Annotated in this window: 25 protein-coding genes; 6 read left to right on the forward strand and 19 right to left on the reverse strand. The window is 36.2% G+C overall.

Going from position 1 to position 25,548, the window contains the following annotated elements; translation table 11 throughout:
• Positions 1-45 precede the first annotated feature (45 nt).
• Together ACMGE6_RS02720 and ACMGE6_RS02725 are read left to right on the forward strand one after the other, a co-directional pair.
• Positions 46-369: a hypothetical protein gene (locus ACMGE6_RS02720; protein ID WP_414054360.1), complete on the forward strand. Its 324-nt coding sequence runs from the start codon at positions 46-48 to the stop codon at positions 367-369.
• 264 nt (positions 370-633) lie between these two features.
• Positions 634-834, forward strand: a complete 201-nt coding sequence (locus tag ACMGE6_RS02725; RefSeq protein ID WP_086041794.1) for a cold-shock protein — start codon at positions 634-636, stop codon at positions 832-834.
• A 47-nt stretch (positions 835-881) separates the two neighbouring features.
• Here the strand turns inward: ACMGE6_RS02725 and corA are convergent, their stop codons facing one another.
• From corA to ACMGE6_RS02740, 3 genes are all read right to left on the reverse strand, one after another.
• Positions 882-1,835: a magnesium/cobalt transporter CorA gene (gene corA, locus ACMGE6_RS02730; RefSeq protein WP_414054361.1), complete on the reverse strand. Its 954-nt coding sequence runs from the start codon at positions 1,833-1,835 to the stop codon at positions 882-884.
• Positions 1,836-1,918: 83 nt separating this feature from the next.
• Positions 1,919-2,347, reverse strand: a complete 429-nt coding sequence (locus tag ACMGE6_RS02735) for a VOC family protein (RefSeq protein WP_414054362.1) — start codon at positions 2,345-2,347, stop codon at positions 1,919-1,921.
• A gap of 81 nt (positions 2,348-2,428) precedes the next feature.
• Positions 2,429-3,649 (reverse strand): YncE family protein, encoded by a 1,221-nt coding sequence (locus ACMGE6_RS02740; protein WP_414054363.1) that lies wholly within the window; start codon positions 3,647-3,649, stop codon positions 2,429-2,431.
• A 122-nt stretch (positions 3,650-3,771) separates the two neighbouring features.
• On the opposite strand from ACMGE6_RS02740, the gene ACMGE6_RS02745 reads away from it, so the two are divergent.
• Positions 3,772-4,836 (forward strand): NAD(P)H-dependent flavin oxidoreductase, encoded by a 1,065-nt coding sequence (locus ACMGE6_RS02745; protein WP_414054364.1) that lies wholly within the window; start codon positions 3,772-3,774, stop codon positions 4,834-4,836.
• Positions 4,837-4,904: 68 nt separating this feature from the next.
• On the opposite strand, the gene ACMGE6_RS02750 is transcribed toward ACMGE6_RS02745, so the two are convergent.
• Entirely contained in the window at positions 4,905-6,221 is a 1,317-nt protein-coding gene (locus tag ACMGE6_RS02750; RefSeq protein WP_414054365.1) for an APC family permease, read from the reverse strand.
• Between the two features lie 123 nt (positions 6,222-6,344).
• On the opposite strand from ACMGE6_RS02750, the gene ACMGE6_RS02755 reads away from it, so the two are divergent.
• Positions 6,345-7,073: a gamma-glutamyl-gamma-aminobutyrate hydrolase family protein gene (locus tag ACMGE6_RS02755; protein WP_414054366.1), complete on the forward strand. Its 729-nt coding sequence runs from the start codon at positions 6,345-6,347 to the stop codon at positions 7,071-7,073.
• 39 nt (positions 7,074-7,112) lie between these two features.
• Here ACMGE6_RS02755 and ACMGE6_RS02760 read toward each other — a convergent pair whose 3' ends face one another.
• Positions 7,113-7,937 (reverse strand): pyruvate, water dikinase regulatory protein, encoded by an 825-nt coding sequence (locus ACMGE6_RS02760; RefSeq protein WP_233681544.1) that lies wholly within the window; start codon positions 7,935-7,937, stop codon positions 7,113-7,115.
• 17 nt (positions 7,938-7,954) lie between these two features.
• The gene (ppdK, locus tag ACMGE6_RS02765; protein WP_414054367.1) at positions 7,955-10,570 is read right to left on the reverse strand and encodes a pyruvate, phosphate dikinase; all 2,616 of its coding nucleotides are present in this window, start codon (positions 10,568-10,570) and stop codon (positions 7,955-7,957) included.
• 271 nt (positions 10,571-10,841) lie between these two features.
• Between ppdK and ACMGE6_RS02770 the strand changes: the two genes are divergently transcribed.
• Entirely contained in the window at positions 10,842-11,381 is a 540-nt protein-coding gene (locus ACMGE6_RS02770; RefSeq protein WP_414045039.1) for a hypothetical protein, read from the forward strand.
• A gap of 386 nt (positions 11,382-11,767) precedes the next feature.
• On the opposite strand, the gene ACMGE6_RS02775 is transcribed toward ACMGE6_RS02770, so the two are convergent.
• The 9 genes from ACMGE6_RS02775 to ACMGE6_RS02815 form a co-directional block, all read right to left on the reverse strand.
• Entirely contained in the window at positions 11,768-13,729 is a 1,962-nt protein-coding gene (locus tag ACMGE6_RS02775) for an ABC transporter permease (RefSeq protein WP_414054368.1), read from the reverse strand.
• A gap of 1 nt (position 13,730) precedes the next feature.
• Positions 13,731-14,480 (reverse strand): ABC transporter ATP-binding protein, encoded by a 750-nt coding sequence (locus tag ACMGE6_RS02780; protein ID WP_414054369.1) that lies wholly within the window; start codon positions 14,478-14,480, stop codon positions 13,731-13,733.
• A 112-nt stretch (positions 14,481-14,592) separates the two neighbouring features.
• Positions 14,593-15,474: a sensor histidine kinase gene (locus ACMGE6_RS02785; protein WP_414054370.1), complete on the reverse strand. Its 882-nt coding sequence runs from the start codon at positions 15,472-15,474 to the stop codon at positions 14,593-14,595.
• A complete protein-coding gene (locus tag ACMGE6_RS02790) occupies positions 15,462-16,145 on the reverse strand; it encodes a response regulator transcription factor (RefSeq protein ID WP_414054371.1) in 684 nt (227 codons plus the stop codon). The genes ACMGE6_RS02785 and ACMGE6_RS02790 overlap by 13 nt, the downstream gene beginning before the upstream one ends.
• 164 nt (positions 16,146-16,309) lie before the next feature.
• Entirely contained in the window at positions 16,310-17,329 is a 1,020-nt protein-coding gene (locus ACMGE6_RS02795) for a hypothetical protein (protein ID WP_414054372.1), read from the reverse strand.
• The gene (locus ACMGE6_RS02800) at positions 17,326-17,853 is read right to left on the reverse strand and encodes a sigma-70 family RNA polymerase sigma factor (RefSeq protein ID WP_414054373.1); all 528 of its coding nucleotides are present in this window, start codon (positions 17,851-17,853) and stop codon (positions 17,326-17,328) included. The genes ACMGE6_RS02795 and ACMGE6_RS02800 overlap by 4 nt, the downstream gene beginning before the upstream one ends.
• 250 nt (positions 17,854-18,103) lie before the next feature.
• Positions 18,104-18,463, reverse strand: a complete 360-nt coding sequence (locus tag ACMGE6_RS02805; RefSeq protein ID WP_414054374.1) for a cytochrome b5 domain-containing protein — start codon at positions 18,461-18,463, stop codon at positions 18,104-18,106.
• Between the two features lie 64 nt (positions 18,464-18,527).
• Positions 18,528-19,346, reverse strand: a complete 819-nt coding sequence (locus tag ACMGE6_RS02810) for an endonuclease/exonuclease/phosphatase family protein (protein ID WP_414054375.1) — start codon at positions 19,344-19,346, stop codon at positions 18,528-18,530.
• 51 nt (positions 19,347-19,397) lie between these two features.
• Positions 19,398-21,569: a PTS transporter subunit IIBC gene (locus ACMGE6_RS02815; protein ID WP_414054376.1), complete on the reverse strand. Its 2,172-nt coding sequence runs from the start codon at positions 21,567-21,569 to the stop codon at positions 19,398-19,400.
• Between the two features lie 197 nt (positions 21,570-21,766).
• Here ACMGE6_RS02815 and ACMGE6_RS02820 point away from each other — a divergent pair, with 197 nt between their 5' ends.
• Positions 21,767-22,780, forward strand: a complete 1,014-nt coding sequence (locus ACMGE6_RS02820) for a LacI family DNA-binding transcriptional regulator (RefSeq protein WP_414054377.1) — start codon at positions 21,767-21,769, stop codon at positions 22,778-22,780.
• A 26-nt stretch (positions 22,781-22,806) separates the two neighbouring features.
• On the opposite strand, the gene ACMGE6_RS02825 is transcribed toward ACMGE6_RS02820, so the two are convergent.
• The 4 genes from ACMGE6_RS02825 to ACMGE6_RS02840 all read right to left on the reverse strand — a co-directional run bounded on the left by ACMGE6_RS02825 (position 22,807) and on the right by ACMGE6_RS02840 (position 25,532).
• Positions 22,807-23,169 carry a YbaN family protein gene (locus ACMGE6_RS02825; RefSeq protein ID WP_414054378.1) on the reverse strand — a complete coding sequence of 121 codons (363 nt, stop codon included), beginning with the start codon at positions 23,167-23,169 and terminating at the stop codon, positions 22,807-22,809.
• Between the two features lie 125 nt (positions 23,170-23,294).
• The gene (locus tag ACMGE6_RS02830; protein ID WP_414054379.1) at positions 23,295-23,894 is read right to left on the reverse strand and encodes a class I SAM-dependent methyltransferase; all 600 of its coding nucleotides are present in this window, start codon (positions 23,892-23,894) and stop codon (positions 23,295-23,297) included.
• A 10-nt stretch (positions 23,895-23,904) separates the two neighbouring features.
• The gene (locus ACMGE6_RS02835; RefSeq protein WP_414054380.1) at positions 23,905-24,936 is read right to left on the reverse strand and encodes a threonine aldolase family protein; all 1,032 of its coding nucleotides are present in this window, start codon (positions 24,934-24,936) and stop codon (positions 23,905-23,907) included.
• A gap of 104 nt (positions 24,937-25,040) precedes the next feature.
• Complete coding sequence (locus tag ACMGE6_RS02840) at positions 25,041-25,532, reverse strand: kinase (protein WP_414054381.1); 492 nt, start codon at positions 25,530-25,532, stop codon at positions 25,041-25,043.
• Positions 25,533-25,548 lie beyond the last annotated feature (16 nt).

Here is a 25,548-nt window from a genome sequence, read left to right on the forward strand (position 1 = left end):
ATGTTACCATTATTATGAATTAAATACATTAAAGGTGGCATTTAAATGAAAGAACTTATTGCTGGAATGATTATTCTGCTGTTTATCCTGTTTTATATGTTTCAAAATAAAATATTTGGACGAACAAGTATGTTAAAATCAAAAAATCCTGTAAGCGAAGAAAAAAGAAAGATCGGCGAAAAAGCATATGCAAGTGCTTTTGAATACATCATGGGACTACTATTAGTTTTCTCTTTAATGAAAGTACTTATGCTCGACTCAAGTAAACCGATTAATCTACTTAAAGATGCACCAGAGGTTATCTATTTAGGAGCCACAATTCTCGTATTAATATTTAGTTATATCAAAGAAAATAAAAAGTATTTATAAATTTTTAAATATTTTTTAACACCTGTAGACGTGATACCTATGGCATTTTACACACGTTATGATGATTTGAATGAGTTTTGCTGTTTGACATTGTTCGGTATCCGTTATATACTTAGTACAAATATATCGAACATATGCAAGAAACGTAAGGACTTCACATATTACAAAAAGTAATCGTGTTAAGGGTTTGCTTTTTGTAATGTGTGAAGTTTTCTTTATGTAAAACATTAGATATTATTTAATAATTTTTTGGAGGTCATTATTATGACACAAGGTACAGTTAAATGGTTTAACGCAGAAAAAGGTTTTGGATTCATCGAAGTTGAAGGTGGAGACGATGTATTCGCTCACTTCAGTGCTATCGAAGGAGACGGTTACAAAACTTTAGAAGAAGGTCAAGCAGTTGAATTCAACATCGAAGAAGGTCAACGTGGACCTCAAGCTGCTAACATCGTTAAATTATAATATTTAATGTTGAAGAATAAGCCCTCAAGGGGCTTATTTTTTTTTGCCTAATACCACTTCTTCTTTTTAAAATAAATCATACTTGTCACAAGCATTACCGCCATGACAATTAATACGGTAAAGTATCCGTATTTCCACTTCAACTCAGGCATATACTCAAAGTTCATCCCATATACTCCTGCTATCAAAGTGAGCGGCAAGAATACTGTCGATACGAGTGTCAGCATTTGCATTACTCTATTCATACGGTAATTATTATATGATTCATAGTTACTTCTTATTTCATCGGTTAATTCCTGCGCGTTTTTAATAATATTCTTCTGCTTAATCATATGGTCCTGTATGTGATGGATATAATGGTGATCATGTTCTGTTTCCACCATATATTTATTGCGCTCAAGCTCATCCACTAGTTCTGCCATAGGTACAATGATGCCTTTAATTCTAATCAGTCTTGATCTTAAGTCAAAGATATCATCCATTATTTTATGTTGTTCTTTATCTTTCGCATGCCTTTTTTCAAAGCTTAATACTTTATCTTCAATCGCTTCTACTGTTTCTGTATAAAAGTCTACAATTTTATCCAGCAGCATCATCGCAACAACGCGTGGTGTTAAATTGCCCGGTGCTTCTTCTTCTAATTCTTTTGCTAATGCATCAATTTCATCGTTCGCTTCTATATCTTCAGCATGATACGTGATAAAGATACGTTCTTTAACTAGTACGTTAATCGTTTCCGCTTCATATGTATCCGGTTCAATCTTTTGATACACAAGATACTCATATTCCCCGTAATTCTTATATTTCGGTCTTGAATTACTATGTATGACATCTTCTATTGTTAATCCATTAATATCAAAGTGTTGCTTAAACAATTCACTTTCTTCCTCTGTTGCTCCTTCAAAATCAAACCAGATAAATCCGGCATCTTTTGGCAATTCGTCAATTGTTGCTGCACGTTCTAATTTTTTATTTTTTTGATACATTATACTTAATGCCATCTTCTCACCTCATACATATTATACGTTATATGCATTGAAAAAGACCAAGACGAATTTGTCCTGGTCTCAAATTTTAATATTAATTAATTTCCGTTAAACATCCAGTGGACACCGTATTTATCATCTAAAGCTCCCATAACGCCACCCCAGAATTGTTCTCCGATTGGCATCTCAACTTTAGTGTCTGCGTGTGCTGCGATTTTGTTGAATAATGCTGTCATCTCTTCAGTTTCAGCTGCGTTTGTATTATCCCAGTTCAGTGATAATACAATACTATTATTGAAGTCTCCTGCTTTATTAAATCGATCTGCTGCATAAAGAAGGTGGCCAGCAACTTTAAATTCAGAATGCATCGTCATATCATCAGCTTTTTCTGGATCTACTCCGAATTGTGCTGCTTGTTCTTGTCCTACAGGTAATCTGTTAATATCTGTTGCACCAAATACTTCTTCATAATAGGCTAAAGCTTCTTTTGCACTGTCAAAAGCTAAATAAGGAACTAATTGTGTCATGATTGCCTCCAATTTTTTGATTGTATTTCAAATTAAATATACCACAACTCAATTTCTTATCCTATTCATAACATTTCATTTTTATTTAACCTTATCATCAAATACTGAAATTGTTCCGCCATAGTTTGCAACCCATACATCCCCTGTTGTATTTTCATAGCTAATGCCGATAGGATGGAAACCTGCGTCTACTCTTGTAATTTCTTTTAATGTTTTTGCATCAAACTTAGAAACCGTATTTTCGTTATAGTTAACGATATAAAGTGCTGTACTGTCCGGTGATATCGCCATTGAGCGTGGTTCTTGCCCTGTTGTAGCATGTCCTATTACAGAATCAGTTGCTACATCATATTTTAAAAGCTCGTTAGCACCAGCTACAGTGATATAGATTGTCTTACCCTTATTATCCAATACGAGGTGACGTGGTCTCTCCCCTGTCTTTAGAATCATTTTACTTTTACCTGTTTTAAGATCTACTTTATATATTTCATTTGAAAACATTGCTGTAACATATGCTGTATTGTTATCCGGCAATGAAACAATTCCACGAGGCATTGCATTCAATGGAATTTGTTCGGTTTGTTTTGCTGTTTTTGTATCGACAACCGATAATGACTTATCACACCAGTTAGAGACAAGTAACTTTGAATCATCATTCGTTAAAGCGACATATTTAGGAACTCGACCGACTTGAATTACTTGGTCCCAATCCTTCTTCTCAGCGTTATAGCGATATACTACAGACTCAGCTATCGCTTTCCCCGCTGTACACATATCTTCTGCTTCAGCTCCGTGATCAGTGAGTTGATATTGTGAAACATAAGCGTATTTACCATCCTTTGTCCATGCTGCCTCAACAGGAGCACCACTGACAGGTTTATCAAACCCTTTAATACCGAATTTATTAAAGTCCACTGTATCTGATAATTTCTTAACGAGTTTACGCGTCTTAGCATCATATACAGTAATCGTATGCTGATACATCATATTATTTGCTATTACTAACCCTTTATTGTTCGCCACAACTGATTTAGGTGTGACAGGTCCTTCAGAGATCGTATCGATTAATTTCATCTTTGTCGTATTTGATGCAGGTCTATCTTTATCAATATGATCACTTTGATTGTTTGCTGTTGTTTTTTCAGGTGTAGATTTGTCTGATGATTCGTCAGATGATTTTTCTGATGATTTTTCTGATGATTTTTCTGACTGTGTTGTTTTAGATGTATCCTGTTTATCTTCATTACTACATCCGGTGATAATTAATATGACTGATAATAATAAAAAATGAAGCGTACGCATAATGTTCCTCTTTTCCATTTTTTATTTAAATATATCATAAATTAAATGGTGAAACAGTGAAAATTTAGTTGTTAATTTTTTTATGTTATATTATGAATAAATTAACTCATGGAGGGGTTCATATGTGGCATGATAATCAATTAACAAAGCGTATCGGAATTCAGTATCCTATTATACAAGCAGGAATGGCCGGGAGTACGACGCCAGAACTCGTTGCTGCTATTAGTAACGAAGGTGGGTTAGGTACAATAGGCGCAGGATACATGACAGCAGATGCACTTGCACAGGAAATCGCTGCTGTTCGTAAGTTGACAGATAAGCCTTTTGCAGTGAATTTATTTGTTCCTGAAGCCTTTGAATATCAAGATGATGATGTCCAAATTGTTCAACAACAGCTGAAGCCTTTGTATGACAAATATAATCTTGAAATCGCTAAGATCAAGGACCATCCTGAAAGTGAATTTTACGATAAACTTGAGCTGTTGATTGATCTACACATACCTGTCGCAAGCTTTACTTTCGGTCTGCCTGATAAAGAGATTGTTCATAAGTTAACAGCTAACGGTATTATCTCTATTGCAACAGCGGGGTCAGTTGAAGAAGCAATAGCCATTGAAAATGCTGGATTTGATATGGTCGTTGCCCAAGGTTATGAAGCTGGTGGCCATAAAGGGTCATACACAAATGCACGTGGCATTGGAACTATCGCTTTAATTCCTCAAATAGTTGATCAGGTGTCTATTCCGGTCATCGCTGCAGGCGGTATTATGGATGCTCGGGGTGTCCTTGCTGCGTTAACACTAGGTGCTCAAGGTGTGCAAATGGGGACGGCTTTTCTGACCTCTCATGAAAGTAAAGCTCCGGTCATCCATAAAGATGCCATCCTTCACGCACAACCGAGTGATACAGTCATCACTAACGTATTCAGCGGGAAAAGTGCACGTGGTATCGAAAATGATTTTATAAGAACACTAGAATCAAGTGATATTGCACCATTATGTTATCCCTTACAAAACGACTTAACAAAAAGTATACGTGCCAGCGCTGCTCAAGCGAATAATAAAGAGCATCTTCACTTGTGGTGCGGGCAAGCACCTTTACTTGCAAAGAAGTTAAACGCTCAAGGCATCTTCAGAGAAATTGTTGCTCAAGTAGATGATCAAATACTTAATTTAAGGTCAAAATAATAAATAATCCACGATTCTTAACTAAATATAATTAAAAGCTCTCAGATGATTTTCTGAGAGCTTTTATATTAAATCATGCCTTTTTTCTTCTGATATAGATAAATTGGAATACCAAGGAGTGTCACAACTATACCTGTGACAGCTAACCCAAATTGTGTGAACAGTGTGTTTACCATCACGAAAATACCAGCAAGTAGTGCGATTAACGGAATCACTGGATACAGAGGTACTTTGTAAGAACGTGCTAAGTCCTTTTCTTTTTTGCGTAGAATAAATACCGCATAGAATGCCATACAGTAAAATGCCCAGATGACAAAGACTAGCATGTTTGTAATTGAATCAAAAGCACCAAGTGACACCATAATCATCGCAATGATTACCTGGATTAAACCACTTACCCATGGCGCTCCGCTACGTGTGCGCTTCATAATCATTTCCTTGAAAGGCAGTAATCCTTGCTGTGCCATCGCTTCCGGCACACGCATTCCTGTCATTGTATAACCATTTAATGCACCGTAAACTGACACCATAATACCGATAGTAATCAACTTACCACCAGACTGTCCGAAAAGAATTTGTGCCGTTTCAGTCGCAGCATTAAGATTACCTTGAAGTGATGAGATTGGTTGCGTAAATAAAAACGCTGCGTTTACGAGTAAATAGATTACTGTTACTAAACCTAAGCCTAACGTAATAGCAAGCGGTAAATCTCTTTTAGGATTTTTCATTTCCCCGGCAATATTACCGACATGAATCCATCCATCATAGGCAAACATGGTCGCAAGTAAGCCTGCACCAAGCGCAGTGAAGAAGTTAATTCCTGAATCACCTGTCGTTGGTATGAACGATACTTCAACGTCTCCTTTATGCATTAAGCCAAATATTACGATTGCCACAATCGGTATCAGTTTAACAACTAAAGTCACAGACTGCAGCATACCTCCTGCCTTTGAGCCTAAGCAGTTAATTAACAGAATCGAAAACATAGCAAGTACAGCAATCACAAATACCCATGATTGATTCAGATGTAGTAAATTTCTTACCTGCTCTGCAAAAACGATAGATTGTGCTGCAATCATCGCAGGAAAATATATAAAACTTTGTGCCCAGCCAGCTAAAAATCCATAAAACTTACCATATGTATAATCAATGTAGGTTGTTAATCCCCCATTGCGCGGGATAGCTGCTGCAAGCTCTGCTACAGTAAGCCCGGCACAAATTGTAATTAATCCTCCAAGCAACCAGACAAAAAGTGTCATCCCCGATGTCCCGGTAACTTCTGTTGTGTTTGATATTTTAAAGAATACGCCTGATCCTATAACTGTACCCATAACGAGAGCAAGTGCAGGAAAGAAACCGATTCCTTTTTTTGTAGTTTGATTCATAATGACCTCCTTAATCTTCAACTATAATAGCATATAATAGCTAGAACGGGTGGGGAAAATGTGTTAATTTTTAATTGATTCCGGGTAAACAAATAATCAATAACGTATAAAAGGAGATTTACTATGTCATTACCCATTATTGGAATAACAACAATGATAGAACCTGATGGTGATTTACATTTGCGCCCAAGTTATATTAATGCAATCTCAGATTTAGGCGGTGCCCCGATGCTGCTGGCAAAATGTGATAATGAAGATGCGATAAAAGCACAAGTAAATCGTATCGATGGATTATATCTCACAGGTGGCACAGATATTGATCCTGCTACATATGACGAAGAACCCCATCCACAATTAGGCTTTGTAGAGCTTGGTCGTGATGAATATGAAATCAAGTTAATCAAATATGCACTAGAACTTGGAGTACCTATTTTTGCTGTTTGTCGAGGTAGTCAATTACTTAATAGTATTAATGGGGGTACAATGTATCAACATCTTGCTGACCAATATGAGGGTGATTTAATCCAACATAAACAACAATCTGCACGTGATTACCTGCAACACACAGTATATGTTGAAGAAGGTTCTAAGTTGCATGATATCGTTGGGGTTGATACTTTTAAAGTTAACAGTTTCCATCATCAAGCAAACCACGAATTAGCAGATGAATTTAACTTAGCTGCGAAAGCACCGGATGGTGTCATAGAAGCAATTGAGTTTAAAACTGATCAGTTTGTACTTGCGACACAATTCCATCCTGAAGATGTTTACAAAATAAGTGAACCAAACAAAAAAATCTTACAGGCATTCGTTAACGCTGCAAAAGAATATGATAATCAGGATGCAGATTAAAAAAATTGGGGTGCTCATTAAGCACTCCAATCTTTTAATTTATTTCTTTCTTCTTAAATGTTTCTCGATATAAAAGGCTGATTCTTCAATAGATTTATATTCAGTATTAATAACCGTTGCATTTAAACGATTAAATACTTCTTCAGCATAACTTAATTCTTCTTTAATACGCTTCAAGTCATTATATTGACCTGGGCCAGTAAGTCCTAAAACTTTCACACGTTCAGTACGGATATTCATAATGTAATTAGGACTTGCCGTTAACCCGAATACCTTTAAATTCTTCTGTGCATACACTTCTTCTGGAATTGGCGATTCAGGTACTAAAGGGATATTCGCCACTTTATAACCTTTGTTCGCTAAATACATACTTAACGGTGTCTTTGACGTTCTGGATACCCCAACAATTATTGCATCAGCTTCTGCAAGATTATGAAAGTTTTTGCCATCATCATATTTTACAGAGTATTCTATCGCCTCTATACGCTTAAAATACTCTTCGTCCATCTTACGTAATGCACCGCTCTCACCTATTGGCTCCATGTCAGTATGGTTTTGGATGACCTGAATGAGTCCTGTCATATAATCAATATAAGAAAGTCCCGTTTCTTTTGCAAAGGCTTTACCTAATCGATTGAACTCTGGATTCACGAGCGTTGTCACAACAACTGCCTCTTTTTGCTTAGCCAGCTCTAGAATATTCTTAAATTCCTCTTCATCTTTGATAAATGAAAATTTCTTCACACTTACAGATGTGAGTTTTGGAAATTGAGATAACGTTGCATGTAACATTCTATCAGCCGTCTCACCGATAGAATCAGAAATAATATAGATAATTAAATCTTTTGTTTCATATTTACTCAAAGTGTACCTCCTGTTATTTATTTCACCTGACTTTGCGCAGTCGCAAGAATGGCTCCTGGTACACGGAATGGTGAGCATGAAACATAATCAATATCAAGTTCATTGAAGAAGTGAATTGATTTAGGATCTCCACCTAACTCCCCACAAACCCCAATCTTAATTGCTGGATTTGCCGATTTAGCACTTTGTACTGCAATCTTAATAAGTTGTCCCATACCTTCTACGTCTAATGTCTGGAATGGATCAACAGCTAAGATTTCACGGTTAATATATTCGTTGATGAATTTTCCAGCATCATCACGAGAGAATCCGTATGTCAACTGCGTTAAATCATTTGTACCGAAGCTAAAGAATTCAGAATGCTTAGCGAGTTCGCCTGCAACTAAACATGCACGTGGTGTTTCAATCATTGTACCAATCATATAATTAACTTGTACACCTTTTGCATCCATGATTTCCTGTGCTTTTTTCTTAACTACATCTTTTAAAATAACAAATTCCTGTGTTGTTGATACTAAAGGAATCATGATTTCTGGATTTGTTTCGATGCCTTTTTCTTTTAAGTTTAATACAGCAGTAATAATCGCTTCTGTCTGCATTTCATATAATTCAGGATAAGTAATCGCTAAACGACAACCTCTGTGACCAAGCATCGGGTTAAATTCATGTAATTCAGCGATACGTTTGTCTAAGAAGTCAGTTGTAACACCTAACTGATCCGCTACTGCCTGAACTTCTTCGCCACCTTTAGGCAGGAATTCGTGTAACGGCGGATCTAATAAACGAACGATTGAAGGACGGTCTTGAGATAAGTTAAAGATGCCTTCAAAATCTTCAGTCTGATAAACTTTGATTTTATTTAATGCTTCTACGCGTTCTTCGTATGTTGAAGCTAAGATGAAGCGTCTCATTTCGATTAAACGCTCTTCACCGAAGAACATATGCTCAGTACGTACAAGGCCGATACCTTTTGCATTAAATGAATATCCTGCTTTAATATCGCCATCTGTTTCTGCATTCATTCGTACAGAAAGACGTGCAATCTCTTCTGCCCATCCCATAAATTCTTCAAATACTTCACTTGCTTCAGCTTTTGTCGTTTCAACAGCACCGATATAAACTGCACCTGTTGACCCGTTAACCGAGATTGTATCACCTTCAGATAATGTTTTACCTGAATATTTAACGTATTTTTCTTTCGTGTTAATTTCTAAATCAGAGCAGCCTGTTACGCAACATTTACCCATACCACGGGCTACTACTGCAGCATGACTTGTCATACCACCATGTGTAGTCACAATAGCTTCTGCTGCAATCATACCTTCAATATCTTCAGGAGACGTTTCAGGACGCACAAGAATAACTTTTTCACCTGCTTCAGCTTTTGCTTTTGCATCTAATGCTGAGAACACAATGACACCTGTTGCTGCACCTGGTGAAGCTGGAAGTCCTTTATCAGAAACAAGTTCAGCTGTTTCTAACGCCTCTTCTTTGAATGTTGGATGTAATAACTGATCAATTGATTTTACATCAACCATACCTATAGCATCTTCCTTAGAAATAACACCTTCGTGCACCATATCCACCGCAATATTGATCGCAGCTTTCGCTGTACGTTTACCGTTACGCGTTTGTAAAATGAATAACTTTTCGTTCTCAATTGTAAACTCGATATCCTGCATATCTTTGTAGTGCGCTTCTAATTTCTTCGTTACATCGACAAATGTTTGATATACATCAGGCATTTGATTATTTAAAGTTTCAATCTCCTTAGGTGTACGAATTCCAGCAACAACGTCTTCACCTTGAGCGTTGAGTAAGTATTCACCATATAATTTATGCTCACCTGTAGCCGGGTTACGTGTAAATGCTACACCTGTACCAGAACGGTCACCACTATTACCGAAGACCATTTCCTGAACGTTAACTGCAGTACCAATATTGTGTGGAATTTCATTTAAGTCACGATAAATGCGCGCACGATCGTTATTCCATGATTTGAATACCGCTTCAATCGCTTCTGTTAATTGTTTTTTAGGATCCTGCGGGAAAGGTTTATGTGCTTCTTCAACATAGATTTCTTTATATTGCTCGACGATTTGTTTTAAATCTTCTGCAGGAACATCGGCATCTGTTGCATGACCTTTATCCTTTTTGAATGATTCGAAGTATTCTTCAAACGCAGGCATCGGAATGTTGTATACAACGCTACCGAACATTTGTAATAAACGACGATAGCAATCATAAGCAAAACGAGCATCTTCAGTCTTTGCTGCTAACTTTTCTACATTTTCATCATTTAACCCTAAATTTAAGATTGTATCCATCATACCAGGCATCGAAATTTTTGCCCCACTACGAACAGATACTAGTAATAAATTTTCATCAGAAGAGAATGCTTTATTTGTTTTATCTTCAAGTTCTTTTAATTTTTCATCTAATTGTGATAATACTTCATCAGATAATACTTCACCACGATCTAAATATTCAATACATGCTTCAGTAGTAATCGTGAAACCATTAGGAACCGGTAATCCAAGGCGCATCATTTCAGACAAGTTCGCACCCTTACCTCCTAATAAGTCTTTCATTGACTGACTTCCTTCTTCAAATGCATATACAAATTTACTCAAAATTAGCCACCTCATTATTTTTTGTGTTATACCAATTAGTTTATTAGGTTATACTATTATGATAATTAGTATGTCACATTAAAACAATGATGACAATCATTAAATATAAACTTACAGGAAAAATTTATGCTAAATATGAATGTATTGTGAACGTACGAATATATATTTCAAAAACTTTCTATTATAATATAGCCATTTTGAAAACGCTTTATTATAATCGAGGTAACTTAAAGTTTATCTTTAAGAAAACTTTTTTAAAGGGGAGATTCATATGTATCAACTAGAGTTTATTGATGGAAAAAAACATCATACTGTAGGAATGTTCAGCACAGTTGAAGAAATTAAAGAATGGTTAGCTATTGTACCATTCATTACGGCGTATGAATCTGAAGGCGAGTACACGATGGAATATAAGAATATTCCGGATTATGCAGAGATTGAGTGGAGAGGTAGCATCGTACCGATTACACGACATTCATTTACAGGTGATCATGTTATTGTAATTGACTGGTCATATGTAGCAACAATTAAAGACCATGAAGGTATTGTTCCAGGTTATACTTTAATCGAAGGTTACATGTACGAAAATAGTGATGTTGAAGATTACATCGCTGTACGTAACAAGATGAAAGATGAATTAAAAGATTACTATGCTGTTCTTGGTAAGACAGTATTTGTCGATGGGTTAGGATCAGAAGACGGCGAGTATATCACAACTGAAGGCGGTCCTATCATTCATATCGACCCAATCAATGTAGATGCGTGGGAAAAAGCAGAAAGTATCGAAGCATTTGTGAAGACGTTTGAATAATATAAAGAGATGGCCTGTTCTGATTGATGCAGAACAGGCCATTTTTTTGTTGTTGGATTGTTCTTAGACGTGATGTTGTGGATGATTTGGCATACGTCAGCTGTGACACGTGACATTTTGTGGCCTTTTGGCATACGTCGGCTGTGATGCATGACAATTCGTGGTCGTTTGGCATACGTCGGCTGTGATGCGTGACAATTCGTGGTCGTTTGGCATACGTCGGCTGTGATGCGTGACTATTCGTGGTCGTTTGGTATACGTCACCTGTGATGTGTGACATTTTGTGGCCTTTTGGCATACGTCGGCTGTGATGCGTGACATTTTGTGGCCTTTTGGCATACGTCAAGCATCACGTGTGACATTTTTATCGCAACTACCACCGTTTGTTATCTCTTATTAATAATCTTATAGTAAGTTCTTGATGTTATCAGATACATAATGCCGTAAATGACCATAATCGCGAGAATGACGATACCGTAGCTTGTGAAGAACATTGCTTTATCACGAATACCAAGTACTCCTAATAAATTAAATATAATTTTGTTCGCGAACAATGTATGAATAAGACCTATCACAATTGGCAATCCAAATATCCAGATAATTTGCTGATTAATCGTATGCTTTATAAGGCGTTGTGGTAAGCCAACCTTTTTCATAATACTGTAATTACGTTTATCTTCATATCCCTCAGATAATTGTTTATAGTACAGAACTAAGAATATTCCTGTCATTAATACGATTGATACAACAATGCCAATGAAGATCAAACCGCCATTCAGCTCATACATTACCTTCTTAACGTCATCAATATTATTGATTTGAATAGCATATTTCTTTTCTAGCTGTGGAATTATTTTCTTTAATTCCATTTCATTCTTTACAACATTAAAGGTTAATCTTTGTGAAGTTGCAGCAGGATGTTCACCTTTACTATTTAAAAAAGTGAAATGTTTACGATATTGCTCAAATGTGTGCTCGTCCGGAACGATAATATAGAGTGCATCAATTGCTACCGCATTTCCTAAATAATCTTTCTTGGCTTTGTTGACTTTTACTTCTTTATTCATGATAAATAATTTATCAAAGTGACTGAAGCGGTCTGCATTTGAACTCACCATAATTTCATCTGGTTTGAGAGATACTTGCTCATCTCTTTCAATATTATGATTTTTCTCCGTAATAATCACAGCATAGCCGAGCTTATTACCGTCAAATTTAGATCTAACCTTATCTGCTAACGGTATTAGTTTATTTTCATCAATGATCAATGATGTACTTGCACTTTCACTTAGCCTGAATTTATCTACAGTAGCAACTTTTTTAATATCATTCATAACTTTTGGCGCATTGTTATTCGACTCAAAAAAATCAATATCATAATCATTGATCATCTTACCTGCAGCCTGACTTTCAATCCCACGATAAGCCGTGAAAGTCATACCGAGCGTCACCATCAAAAAAGTTATTAGCATGGCTATACTTGCGAGTCCTACTGCATTTGCTTTCATACGAGACAGTAAACCAGATATCACAAAGAAGCGTTCTTGACGATAGTAAATTCCGTCTCTGGATTTGAGGAACTGAAGTACAAGAAGTGTTAGCGACATGAATAGACAATATGTTCCGATAATCACTGCAAGTATTGCCTGGAAAATATTTGACAATGCATTGAGTACACCTTCAACAGTTAGTGCAATATGATAGCCATACCCTAATGCAATTACACCAATAATGAACAGAATAATAATCAGCCATTTTTTTGCTGGTTTCTCTCCTGCAAGTTCAGAACGCATTAACTGTACAGGACTTTGTAATGTTAAGACGATGTTATTAATAATAAATAGCGTGAACATAACTCCACAAAGCATAATAATTGTAATCGTCATCGCCTGGAGGTCAAATGGATAATCCATCAATGACATTCCCTTACTTTCAACGAGACGATTCAACAGTAGAAATACTAAATTTCCGAATAAATAGCCCCCAATAACGCTAAGCAAACTGATCACAATAAATTCAAGGATTGTTTCCAGTAACAACATCAATCTTAAATGTTTTTTCTCCAGACCAAGTACCATATTTAGCGCAAACTCTTTTTTACGCTGTTTCATTACAAAATGATTGGCATAGATGATAAAGATCACTGTAAGTATTCCGATAAGAATATTTGAATAAATTAACAACTGAGGTAAGTCTTTATGGCGATGTTGTATGTAATCATTATTAATGATAGAGCGCATAATATACTGCATCCCCATCATCACACTTGAAGCAAGTACAAAGGGAATTATAATTGTTCTAAGTGCTCTAAAATTCTTCATGACAAGTTTAGAAATAAGTTGAAACACATTACTCACCTCTTTCCGCGAGCATTGAAAGACTATCTGAGATACGTTTCTGGAATTCGTTTTGTGTTTCATCTCCACGGTATATTTCGTGGTATAAAATACCGTCTTTAATGAATACGACGCGACTTGCATATGAGGCATCAATGGCAGAATGTGTGACCATAAGGATGGTTTGGTTTTCACGATTGATATCCTGAAACAGGTGCATTATATCAGTCGATGTCTTAGAATCTAATGCACCTGTTGGTTCATCCGCTAACAATAAACTTGGATTTGAAATAAGCGCACGAGCAATTGCGACGCGTTGTTGCTGACCACCTGAAATTTGATTCGGGAACTTATTCAAATGATCCGTAATCCCTAATTTTGGTGCTAATCGTGATAGTCGCTCCTTCATTTCTTTAGGTTTCATATTAGCAAGCACTAAAGGCATTAAGATGTTATCTTCATTACTCATCGTATGCAGGACATTAAAATCCTGAAACACAAATCCTAAAGTGTCACGACGAAACTTTGCCACTTGTTTATTCTTTAACATACTTAAATCTTGTCCACCAATGACCACTGATCCTTCTGTTGGTGTATCGAATGTTGCGATAATATTCAGTAATGTTGATTTACCTGAACCCGACTCACCCATTATCGCGACAAATTCTCCTTCATTAATCGAAAAATTCATATCTTTTAATGCAACCGTTTGGTTCGCACCTCTACCGAATACCTTCTTCACGTTTTTTATATTGAGTAACATGTCATTCACTCCTTATTTGTTGTTATCTTTATCTTACGCGCTATAAGAAACGGCTGCCTTTATTTATTCTTACAAAGACAGCCGTTAATCTTACAAAAATGAAAGATTGGAGTTATTTAAATTGAATGGTAAAAGTTGATCCTTCGTTTAAAGTTGATGTGGCATTAACTTTATGACCTAAACGCTTCGAGATTGTGTTCACAATATATAAACCAATACCACTTGATTTCTCACTTAGTCGACCGTTATAGCCAGAGAAACCTTTATCAAATATTTTAGGTAAATCACTGGCATTGATTCCGACACCATTATCTCGGATTGATAATGTTTTGGACGATTCATCAAACGAAATCCACACATCTTTACCACGTGCATATTTTAACGCATTGTTTAATATTTGCTCTATCATAATGGACGCCCATTTAGCGTCTGTTAAGATGATTGCTTCACTTTTGTCATAATGCAATCTTGTTTGATGATGAATAAACTGAATCGCATAGCGCTTAATAAGCGGGCGTATTAATTCATCAATACCGACTTCCATAAATACCATATCCGTCTTCTGGTTCATAAGCTTTAAATAGTTGAGCGCAAGATTTGTGTAGTTATCAATCTGAAGAATTTCATTGCGTACGTTTGAAATGGCATGCGCATCAGGTTCCTCAAGCAGTAACTTAGATGCTGTAATTGGCGTCTTCATCTGATGTACCCACATTAAGAAATACGATTCTACTTCGCTTTGATAATGAATAAAGTCATTACGTAGCTGCTTATTTTCTAACTTTAAGCTTTCATTCTGTTCCTGTAGCGATTGCTCCTGTTTATAACTTGTGAATCGTACAGCCCAGTAAATAAGCATTATAAATATTACAATCGATATTCCGATTGCATACGCTTGAACCGGCACATTATACATGAATAATATAAAGAAAAATAAAGTACAAATGAGTATAGTGATAACAATTTCACGTTGGATTGTTCTCAAGAAACGCATACGTCACCTACGCGATATCCGACGTTTTTCTTCGTTTCGATGAAATCCGTAAGGCCAAGCTTTTGTATCTTCTTACGTAAACGTGTCATATTAACTGCAAGCGTATTATCATCAATGAAATGCTCCGATTCCCAGCACTTTTCGATTAATGTATTTCTACTGACAAACTTACCTTTGTTCTGAAATAAGCTATGCATAATTTGTAATTCTGTATGCGTAAGATCAATAGTATGACCGTTATATTTTAGTTTCGCTGCCTCAGGAAGGAGTTCACAATTACCCACAGTTAAATTATTAACTTGAGTGGTGAAATCATATGTTCTTCGCAAGAGCGCCTGGATTTTAGTAATCGTGACCGTCATATTAAACGGCTTTTCAATGAAATCATCTGCCCCCATCTGCATCGCCATCACTTGATCCATGCTATCATTGCGTGAACTAATGAAGATGATGGGTACAGTAGAAACTTTACGGATTTCCTGACACCAATGATATCCATTAAATGCCGGCAAATTAATATCGAGTAGCACGAGTTCCGGTCTATTCTTATTGAAGGTATCCATCACATGATTGAAATCCTCTATTATAATCGGCTCTAGCTGCCACTTTTTCAGCTCTTCAGCAAGCATTTTTCCGATAACTAAATCATCCTCTACGATTAATATTTTCATCTTTTCACCACCACTGTCTTTTTTATTATTATGACATAAATGAGGGAAAGATAAGAAACAATTCTTAGTCAAATTGCCTTTATTAAATGTCACGTTTCTCATACAATGTGTGACAATTGTAATCCATCCACATAAAAAAACACCTCATCCGAGGTGTCTTCCATTTATAATTCAAGCTGTAGTGCTTTTTTATCAGTTTTGTTTTCTGTTTTCATTGTTCCATTATGATTTTTTCCGTTATCAATAATTTCAAAGCTCAAAACTTTTGCTTTGTATAAATCATCTATCTTCCCAGTAGAACCTACGTCCTGGTTAAATACAAGTATCGATTCAGAATTTTCATCTAATTTTTTTGTCTCAATAACATTAAAGTAATATTTTTTACCATGTTCATCATATAGATTGATATCATAATTATTATCATTCTTAGCAGATAGTTTAATCTGTGCTGATAACGGATTAATTGATAATTGATGTAAATCAATATTTTCATTTCCCACAGGAACAATCTTATTAATCTCTTTTGACTTCACTGTTCTATCTAATTTAGTAGTATCTACTTTAAATTTAAATCCGAAATTTTCTCCATTTCCTTCATAACTTCCAAATGTCATTTCAACATCCAGCTTCCCTTTTGGCGGTGCTTCTCGTAAATGGATTAAACCGATATCACTCGTTACTTTTTTGTCTTTTAAATATTCACTGCTTCCTGATAAGCCTTCCATCATTTCTTTACCATTAATTTTGACTGAAATGATATCGGCTAAATGTGTCGTATCTTTCCCGCTCGCATCCAGAAGTAAGTTGTATGTTAGAAACTTATCATTAATAAATACATCTGCAAGTTTCGCATCTAATTTATCAACACTTACAGTTTCATTAATATGGGTTGCATATTTAGTCGCTTCTGGTGTGATAATGTCTTTAAAAGAATACGTTATATTTTCAACAATCTTCACAGCGCTTGCCTGAATATCATGATTCATTAATGGTAAACCACCTGCGAGTAACATCATTGCAGCTGCGATTTGTATGGCTCTTCGCTTTACCATTGATGTTTTTTTATGAGTGGTCTTCGCTTTAAACTGTTTATAGAATTTATCTTGTTCGCTCTTTGTCAATGTTTCCTCTTCTATAGGATCTGCAAACTGAATGTCATTTAATTTTTCATATATATCTGTCATTGAGATTCCTCCTTTACAAGTCTTAACTTTTCTTTAGCGCGAGATGTTCGATTATAGATATTGCTTGTTTTCTGTCCCAGCATAGCAGCAACTTCTTCCGGTTTATATCCTTCCAGATAAATCATGGTCAGTATTTGCTGATCCACTTCTGACAAATCTTTAATTAAATCAAACCATGCCTGTTCATGTAGTCTTAACCCTTGATCCAAATAAACAGCATTGTTCTCTAGAATTGTAGTCTCAGTATCTTTCTGATATTTACGCAACATATCTATCGATTGATATTTCGCGATAACGCAAATCCAGTTTTTGAACGAATTTTTGTTTGCATCAAATTTATGAATGTTATTCCAGATACCAAATAAACAATCATTTATACATTCATCCAGATGACTTTCTAAGTAATACAAATTTTTCTTGCATACTGATTTAATTAAACCGCCGTATTGCTCAAGCAATAACTGAATACCATGTTCATCACGTGATTGTATTAGTTGAATTATTTTTGAATCACACTCGTTCATGTCTCTCCCTCCAGTACTACTTATATATTCGTAACTATTGATTAAATTCTATCATCGAATATAAAGAAATTTGGTTATCCAACTTCATTAATTGGCACGCACCACTCGCGACGCGTGACAATTCTTTTGTTTTGGCACGCACCACTCACGACGCGTGACAATTCTTTTGTTTTGGCACGCACCATTCACGACACGTGACAATTAATATCACAACAAAAATAAAAACACCTCAAACTTGAGGTGTTCAAAACTACTTATATGATCCGACGACTTTCAAATCTTTCAAGAATCCGCCGCCGTGTGGTGACGATTTAAATCCGTCTGTTAAATCTTTCCCTGCTTCAAGACCGTTATGTTTACCGCCTTTCCACATTTCAATATCACTGACATCATAAACTGCACCATTCACTGCAACATATGCTTTGTGACCGTCTTTTCCATCAAATGCTTTTAACTTTTCAGCATCAAATACATGCTCTTTCATAACTTTCTCTTCTGCTGGTGTAAAGTCTCGCTTTAACTTATCTTCTGTACCTTGATTCATGAAAAATGCAAATGCCATAAATGCAATTATTACAATTGCTCCTGTCGCTAACATTAGTTTTTTCATTTGTTATGCCTCCATGTCTTTTTATTTAAGCATATACGATAAATCACATAAATCTACATTCTATTTATGACTTTATTTCAACTTCTACACCGAAATGGTCACTAACAACCGGGCCATTTACACCATCAAATACAGTTTTACTTGATATTACTTCAAATTCAGGGCTTGCAAAGATAAAGTCGATACGTAACCTTCCTCCATTGTTCTCCCATCCGGCGATGTTCTTCTCAATCGTATGATGACCATGTTTAACATCTGCTGTAACATACGTATCTTGTAAATCACTATGTTGTAATACGAAATCATAACCATCCGTGCCTTCCGGATTATTAAAGTCACCCATCACGATAAGTGGTTTGTTATATTGTTCTAAAATACGTTTCGTATTTACCCACTCATAACTAAAACCTTCATCTTCATTAATCCACCAGGAGAAGTGACAACTTGCTACAACTACTGATTCTCCTTTTACTTCAGTCTCTCCAAATATTATTTTTCGTGACTTATAATTATCTGGCGACTGATCAATCGAAACAAATTCAGAGTAAGATTTAATAGGTGCCTTTGATAAAATGGCACTACCCTCTTCATATTGATCATAACCGATGTGACTCATCACATAGCTAAAGTAATAATCGTAGCCTTGTGCACGTAATCTTTGAACAATAATATAAGCAAAATTGTCAGCTTTAATCTGAATACTGTCATTACCCGGGCAATAATATTGATCATTCACGATATCGTCAGTCTCTATTAACTGATTCACTTCCTGCAGCGCTATAATATCGAAGTCTGCTTTAACAATCTGGGCAACAATCTGATCTATTTTTTCTTCCTGATTTTCCTCAAGCCAGCTATGTGTATTTAGTGTCAGTAACTTCATCTTATTCTCTCCTTTAGTCAAAATAAAAAGGCAGCCGAAGCTACCTCTTTATTATATTTCAATATGTCCAACTTTTTCAGCTTTTGTAACTGTTCCTAAATTGTCCATCGTCAGTGATTCAACGCGATCACTATTTGTGATGACAACAATAATGGTTGTATCCTTACCTTCAGCTTTAACCGCTTCAATATCCATTATCGCTAACGTGTCGCCAACTTTAACTTTTTGACCATCATTAACGATAACACGTGAAGCAGGCTGCGTCATACTCACTGTCTCAATACCCATATGAACGAGTACCTCAATACCATCTGACGTCTTGATACCAATGGCATGTTTAGTCGGGAAGATACTAACAATCTCACCATCGACAGGTGCGACGACAGTTTCATTTGACGGCTTCACTGCAAAGCCTTCACCCATCATCTTTTGTGAGAATACCGGATCATTAACCTGTTCAATATTTATCACTTCACCATCAGCAACTGAATATAAATTTTTAACAGTACCTGCAAAACCTGATGTATCAGAATTATCCAACACAGTAGGTTGCGTCACTGTTTGTTTTGGTGCAGGAATTTCAACACCTGATTGTAATAAATCTTCAATATCCGATTTTAGTACATCTGCTTTAGGTCCATAAACTGCCTGAACCCCATTATCCTTGACGATTAAGCCCATTGCACCTGCTTTTTTCCAGGCTGTTTCATTCCCTACTAATGATTTATCATTAACACTAACACGTAAACGCGTCATACATGCATCAACATCTTTAATATTTTGTTTACCACCTAATAAGTGAATGATTTGAATCACTTGATCATCTGCTTTAACATCTGTTGCCCCTGCTTCTTCCACCATATCCGCTTCATAGTTACCATTACGACCTGGTGTAGCAAAATTGAACTTCTTAATTAAGAAGTTTGCTAAGAAATAAGTAAACACTGCAAATCCTAGTGTTGTTAATACAAAGTTAATTAAATCGCCACCTAAACCTGCCTTGATAGCAAGTGGCGTTCTTGTTAATAGTTCAATTGTACCGAATGAATGCACTCGTAGATTAATAATATCAGCCATCGCAAATGCTGCACCTTGGATAAATGCATAAACAACATATAAAGGGACTGCAACAAACATAAACATGAATTCTAATGGCTCAGTAACACCTGTTAAGAACACAGCTAAAGCTGCTGAGAAATACATTGATTTATATTTCGGTAGTTTATCTTTATCCACATTACGGTACATTGCAAGTGCAAGACCCATTAAGATACCTGATGAACCAATCATTTGTCCTACTTTGAAACGTGCCGGTGTCACTCCGTTAAGCAGTTCATTATACTGACTCGTATCGCCTGCATGATGTAAGTTTACTAAGTCCGTAGCCCACGCAAGCCATAGAGGATCCTGACCGAATACTTTCGTACCCGCTTGCGATCCAGACAGAATTTCATATGTACCACCGAGTTGTGTGTAGTTAATCGGAATCGTTAACATATGATGCAGACCAAACGGTAATAATAAACGCTCTAAGAATCCAAATAAGAACGGTGCTAAAATTGGTGCTGTATCTTTACTTGATGCAATCCATAGACCAAAGTTATTGATACCCGCCTGAATATATGGCCATACGACCGCAAGAACTAATGCAACAATGGTAGACCAAAGAATTACAACGAACGGCACGAAACGTTTACCATTGAAAAATGATAATGCGTCCGGTAATTTTCTGTAATTATAATATTTATTATAGGCATTAGCACCAACAAAACCAGCGATAATCCCTACGAACACACCCATATTTAATGCCGGTGCTTCTAATACACTTGTAAAGAATCCTTTTACCATAATCTTTGTGCCAAATAACGTATGAGTAAATGCTTTATCATCAGCAAGCATTGCTGCATTCACACCAAATACTGCACCAGTAATACGGTTAATTAAGATAAAAGCAATACCTGCTGCAAACGCACCGCCTGCTCTTTCTTTCGCCCAACTACCCCCTATTGCTAATGCAAAGAGTAGATGTAAGTTACCAATAATCGCCCAACCTATACTTTCGATTACACCACCAATTGTGATGAGCATCTGCATATCCGGACTGATCAACGGAATAGATTTCCCGATACTAATCATAAGACCAGCTGCAGGCATTACTGCAACAACAACCATCAGTGCTTTACCGAATTTTTGCCAAAACTCAAAGCTCAATAACTGTTTCATAATATTTTCTCCTTTTTATGCAATCGGTTGCATTACTTTGTGATAAATATATCATCACTCTATATAAAAGTAAATATACAATTTCAAAAACTTACTAATATAAAGACTTAAGGCACATATATTCTGTCATAATATTACGTTGACAACGCAATCGATTGCATATATTATGAGATTAAATCTTACAGGAGGGTTTAATTATGGCCATAACAGTTAAAGATGTTGCAAAAAAAGCAGGAGTGGCAACCTCGACCGTTTCACGCGTTGTAAATAATCATCCTTCTATCTCGGAAGCAACAAAGAAAAAAGTTCAAAAGGTAATGGATGAACTAGGATACGTACCTAATATTGCAGCTAGAAATTTAGGAAAAAGAACATCGAATGTAATTGGCATTATTCTCCCACCGCTCAATTCTAAAGAACGTATGGCCAATCCATTTTTCCTGGAAATCATAGAAGCTATCACAGATAAAGCACGCAGCAACAATATGACCACAGCAGTTGCAGTCGCTAAGACGCTGGATGATTTACTTGAGGACGTAAAAGTAATGCATACTCAAAAGCAAGTAAGCGGATTCATTCTGGCTTATGCACATCAAGGCGATCCGGTTATCAAGTATTTAACTGACAACGATATCCCCTTCACATTGATTGGCCAGCCTTATACACAGCATGAATCAGTTAATTATATTGATAACGACAATCAGTTACTTGGGCAGCATGCAACAGAATACTTAATCAATAAAGGTCATAAAAATATTCTGTTTGTAACCAATAGCATCAAAGAAGGTATTTATTTCGAACGTTACTTTGGCTACCAGAAAGCCATGATCATTCATCAATTAAACCCTTATGAAAGTGTATCAATCATTGAACACACAGATTATGCTGATTTTGAAGACACACTTATGACTACAAAAGCAACAGCAATCGTAGTCATAGACGACATCTTTGCATTACGCATCATGCAACTCATTGAAATGTACGGATATAGAGTACCTGATGATATATCTATTATTACGTTTAATAACTCTGTGCTATCAACTCTGACTCACCCCTATTTAACCACTATAGATATCGATGTCGCACAGCTAGGCCATGCTGCTGTGAATATGCTGATACGTCACCTTAACGGGGAACATATATCAAACACTAAGATTGTCGTACCACATGAATTAGTGGAACGTGAAACAGTAATTCCAATAAAAAAATAAACAGGAATGTCACACGACATTCCTGTTTATTCGTCTAGCGTTTTAACCAAGGTGAACAATACAATCGCTTGCATCAACAGCATTATAACAAGACCGATTTTAACGTATATATTATCCACTAAACAAATCGATAGCCCTACTACAATCACTACACTAATCAGTAAGTGAAACTTCTTCTTTAATGTATATCCCCGACGTTCATAAAAATCCTGAACATAGGCTTTGTAAACTTTCGTCTTAACGAGCCAGTTATGAAACTTATCAGAACTTCTTGCGAAACAAAATACAGCAAGCAGAAGGAATGGTGTCGTAGGCAGAAGGGGCATAAATGCTCCAACAAACCCGAGGATTGTAGCAATCACTCCCACTGTTAGTAAAAAAATCCTCAAACGAAATCCTCCCAGAATAATATATATATTATTATACAAGATATACTGGATTAAAATTTAATATGGATTTGGCAGTTTAGTGAAGGATTATTGAGTGATTATATTTTTTCTGCATATGATTAACTCTACTTCTTCTCCACTATCCCTTGTATCACGCGACATTTACCGTTGTGCTTATCTCCCTCATGTCTTTCAACTTCTTTTTCGATAAGCTCTATAGTATCAACATCATTTGTTTCGCAATAATTTTTTACATCTTCCAAGTCATAAAGCATTTCATATTTCTTCGGTCCACCTGTCCCGTAGTCAAGCTGGGCTTTAGAATATACTTCAAAGTAAATTTTGCCTCCTGGCTTTACAGCGTGAATGAGATTTTTAAATAATGTTGGCTGACTTTTTTCTTCCACATGTCCGAAAATCATTACAGCATAATCATATGCACCTTCTTCAACAGCATTTTCTATTGTTAAATCTGCTAATCGTGTATTTACCTCTACATGATGTTTATCTGCTAATCGTTTTGTCTTTTTCAATCCCTCTTCAGCATAGTCATAAGCTGTAACATCATAACCTAGTCCCGCTAAATATACAGCATTACGACCTTCACCTTCCGCAAGACAGGCGATACTGCCATGTCCTTTTTCAAACTGTTCTTTAACGAATTGATTTGCTTCTTCTCCGTATAAATAAGTTTCGTCCTTAAATTTCTCATCCCAGTGATTCATAATATCCCCCTTATAATCTTTGAATATCTTGAATTAATGCCTCTACATCTTCTGATTTCGTTGACCAGCTGGTACAGAATCGCACAACAAATAAATGATTATCGATTTGTTCCCAATCTGCAAAAGTATACTTTTCTTTCAATACATTAATCTGTTCTGTTGTTAGCATTGGAAAGCGTTGATTCGTAGGTGATGGATATTTCATAGCTATTCCTTTTTGTTCAAAAGCATGCGTTAATTGATCTGCAAGTTCAACTGCGTGTTGTGATATTTTTTCATACAAATTATTCTCAAATAAAACTTCATATTGAATGCCAAGGAGTCTACCTTTTGCTAGCATGCCACCATTCTGTTTAATGAAATATCGAAAGTCCGGCTTCAAGTCATCGTTAGCAATGACAACCGCTTCACCAAACAAAGCACCTACTTTAGTACCACCGATATAGAATACATCACTCAATTCAGATAAATCTTTAATCGTTACATTATTATCTTTAGCCGCTAATGCGTATCCTAAACGTGCACCATCAACCATTAAATACATATTCTTCTCCTGACAGAAATTATATAAGTCCTGTAACTCCTGTTTGGAATATAACGTTCCGAATTCCGTAGGTTGAGAAATGTATACCATCTTCGGTTGAGGCATATGTTCAAACGTTACATCGCTCCAATAACTCGCTACAAAATGAACGACATCCTCCAGGCGTAACTTCCCATCAATTCCCGGAATAGTTATCACTTTATGCCCTGTTGCTTCTATCGCACCCGTCTCATGTACTGCAATATGACCAGAATCCGCGGCAATGACAGCTTGATGTGGTCGAAGCATTGATGCAATCACGGTCTTATTCGTTTGTGTCCCACCAGCTAAGAAATGAACATCCACATCTCCTACGCATTCTTCTTTAATTAACTCAGCAGCTCTCTTACAATGATCATCCACACCATACCCTGGATGCTGCTCATCATTCGTTGCAATTAAACGTTCCAATATTAAAGGATGTCCCCCTGTAGAATAATCATTATCAAATCGAATCATCATTTTTCTCCCCTTTTAGCAGTGTTCTTGGGTGCTACCTCTAGATTCCGCTATTACTTTTATGTTTATTATACTCACTTATCACCTTCAAAAAAAATAATAGCCTAGCTATCTACTTGTATTCTTATTAATTCAACAATTTCACTTTGACTCAAGTCTTTTGTAATAACGTATTCCTCTTCAACACCTAAAAAGTCTTTATCCAGAAACCATTGGCGCATTTTCATTTCTCCAAAGTCCACACCTTTCTTATATTGGTGTCTTCTTAGCGTTTCTTCTAACGGAATATCAAAATAATATACATACACATCATCTCTAAACTGTTGAATCAATTCAGTCAGCATACTGCCATGCTTACGTCTCGTCAATATGCCTTCAACAATAACATATTTGCAATGCTTCATCCCAAACTCAATCATCGTTCGTATCAATTCCGTTGAAACATTTCCCACTTTATCTTTTACTCTCAACATCTCACGTCTTAGCATATCTTGTGATATAAATATGCTCCCTTCACCCAAAGCTTCTTGAAGTAACTTTGCTGTCGTTGTCTTACCACTTGCTGAGTTCCCTCTTAGAATTATCAGTTTAGCCATATACAAACCAACTCCT

Source organism: Macrococcus equi (genome assembly GCF_047426745.1).
Taxonomy (GTDB): Bacteria; Bacillota; Bacilli; order Staphylococcales; family Staphylococcaceae; genus Macrococcoides; species Macrococcoides equi.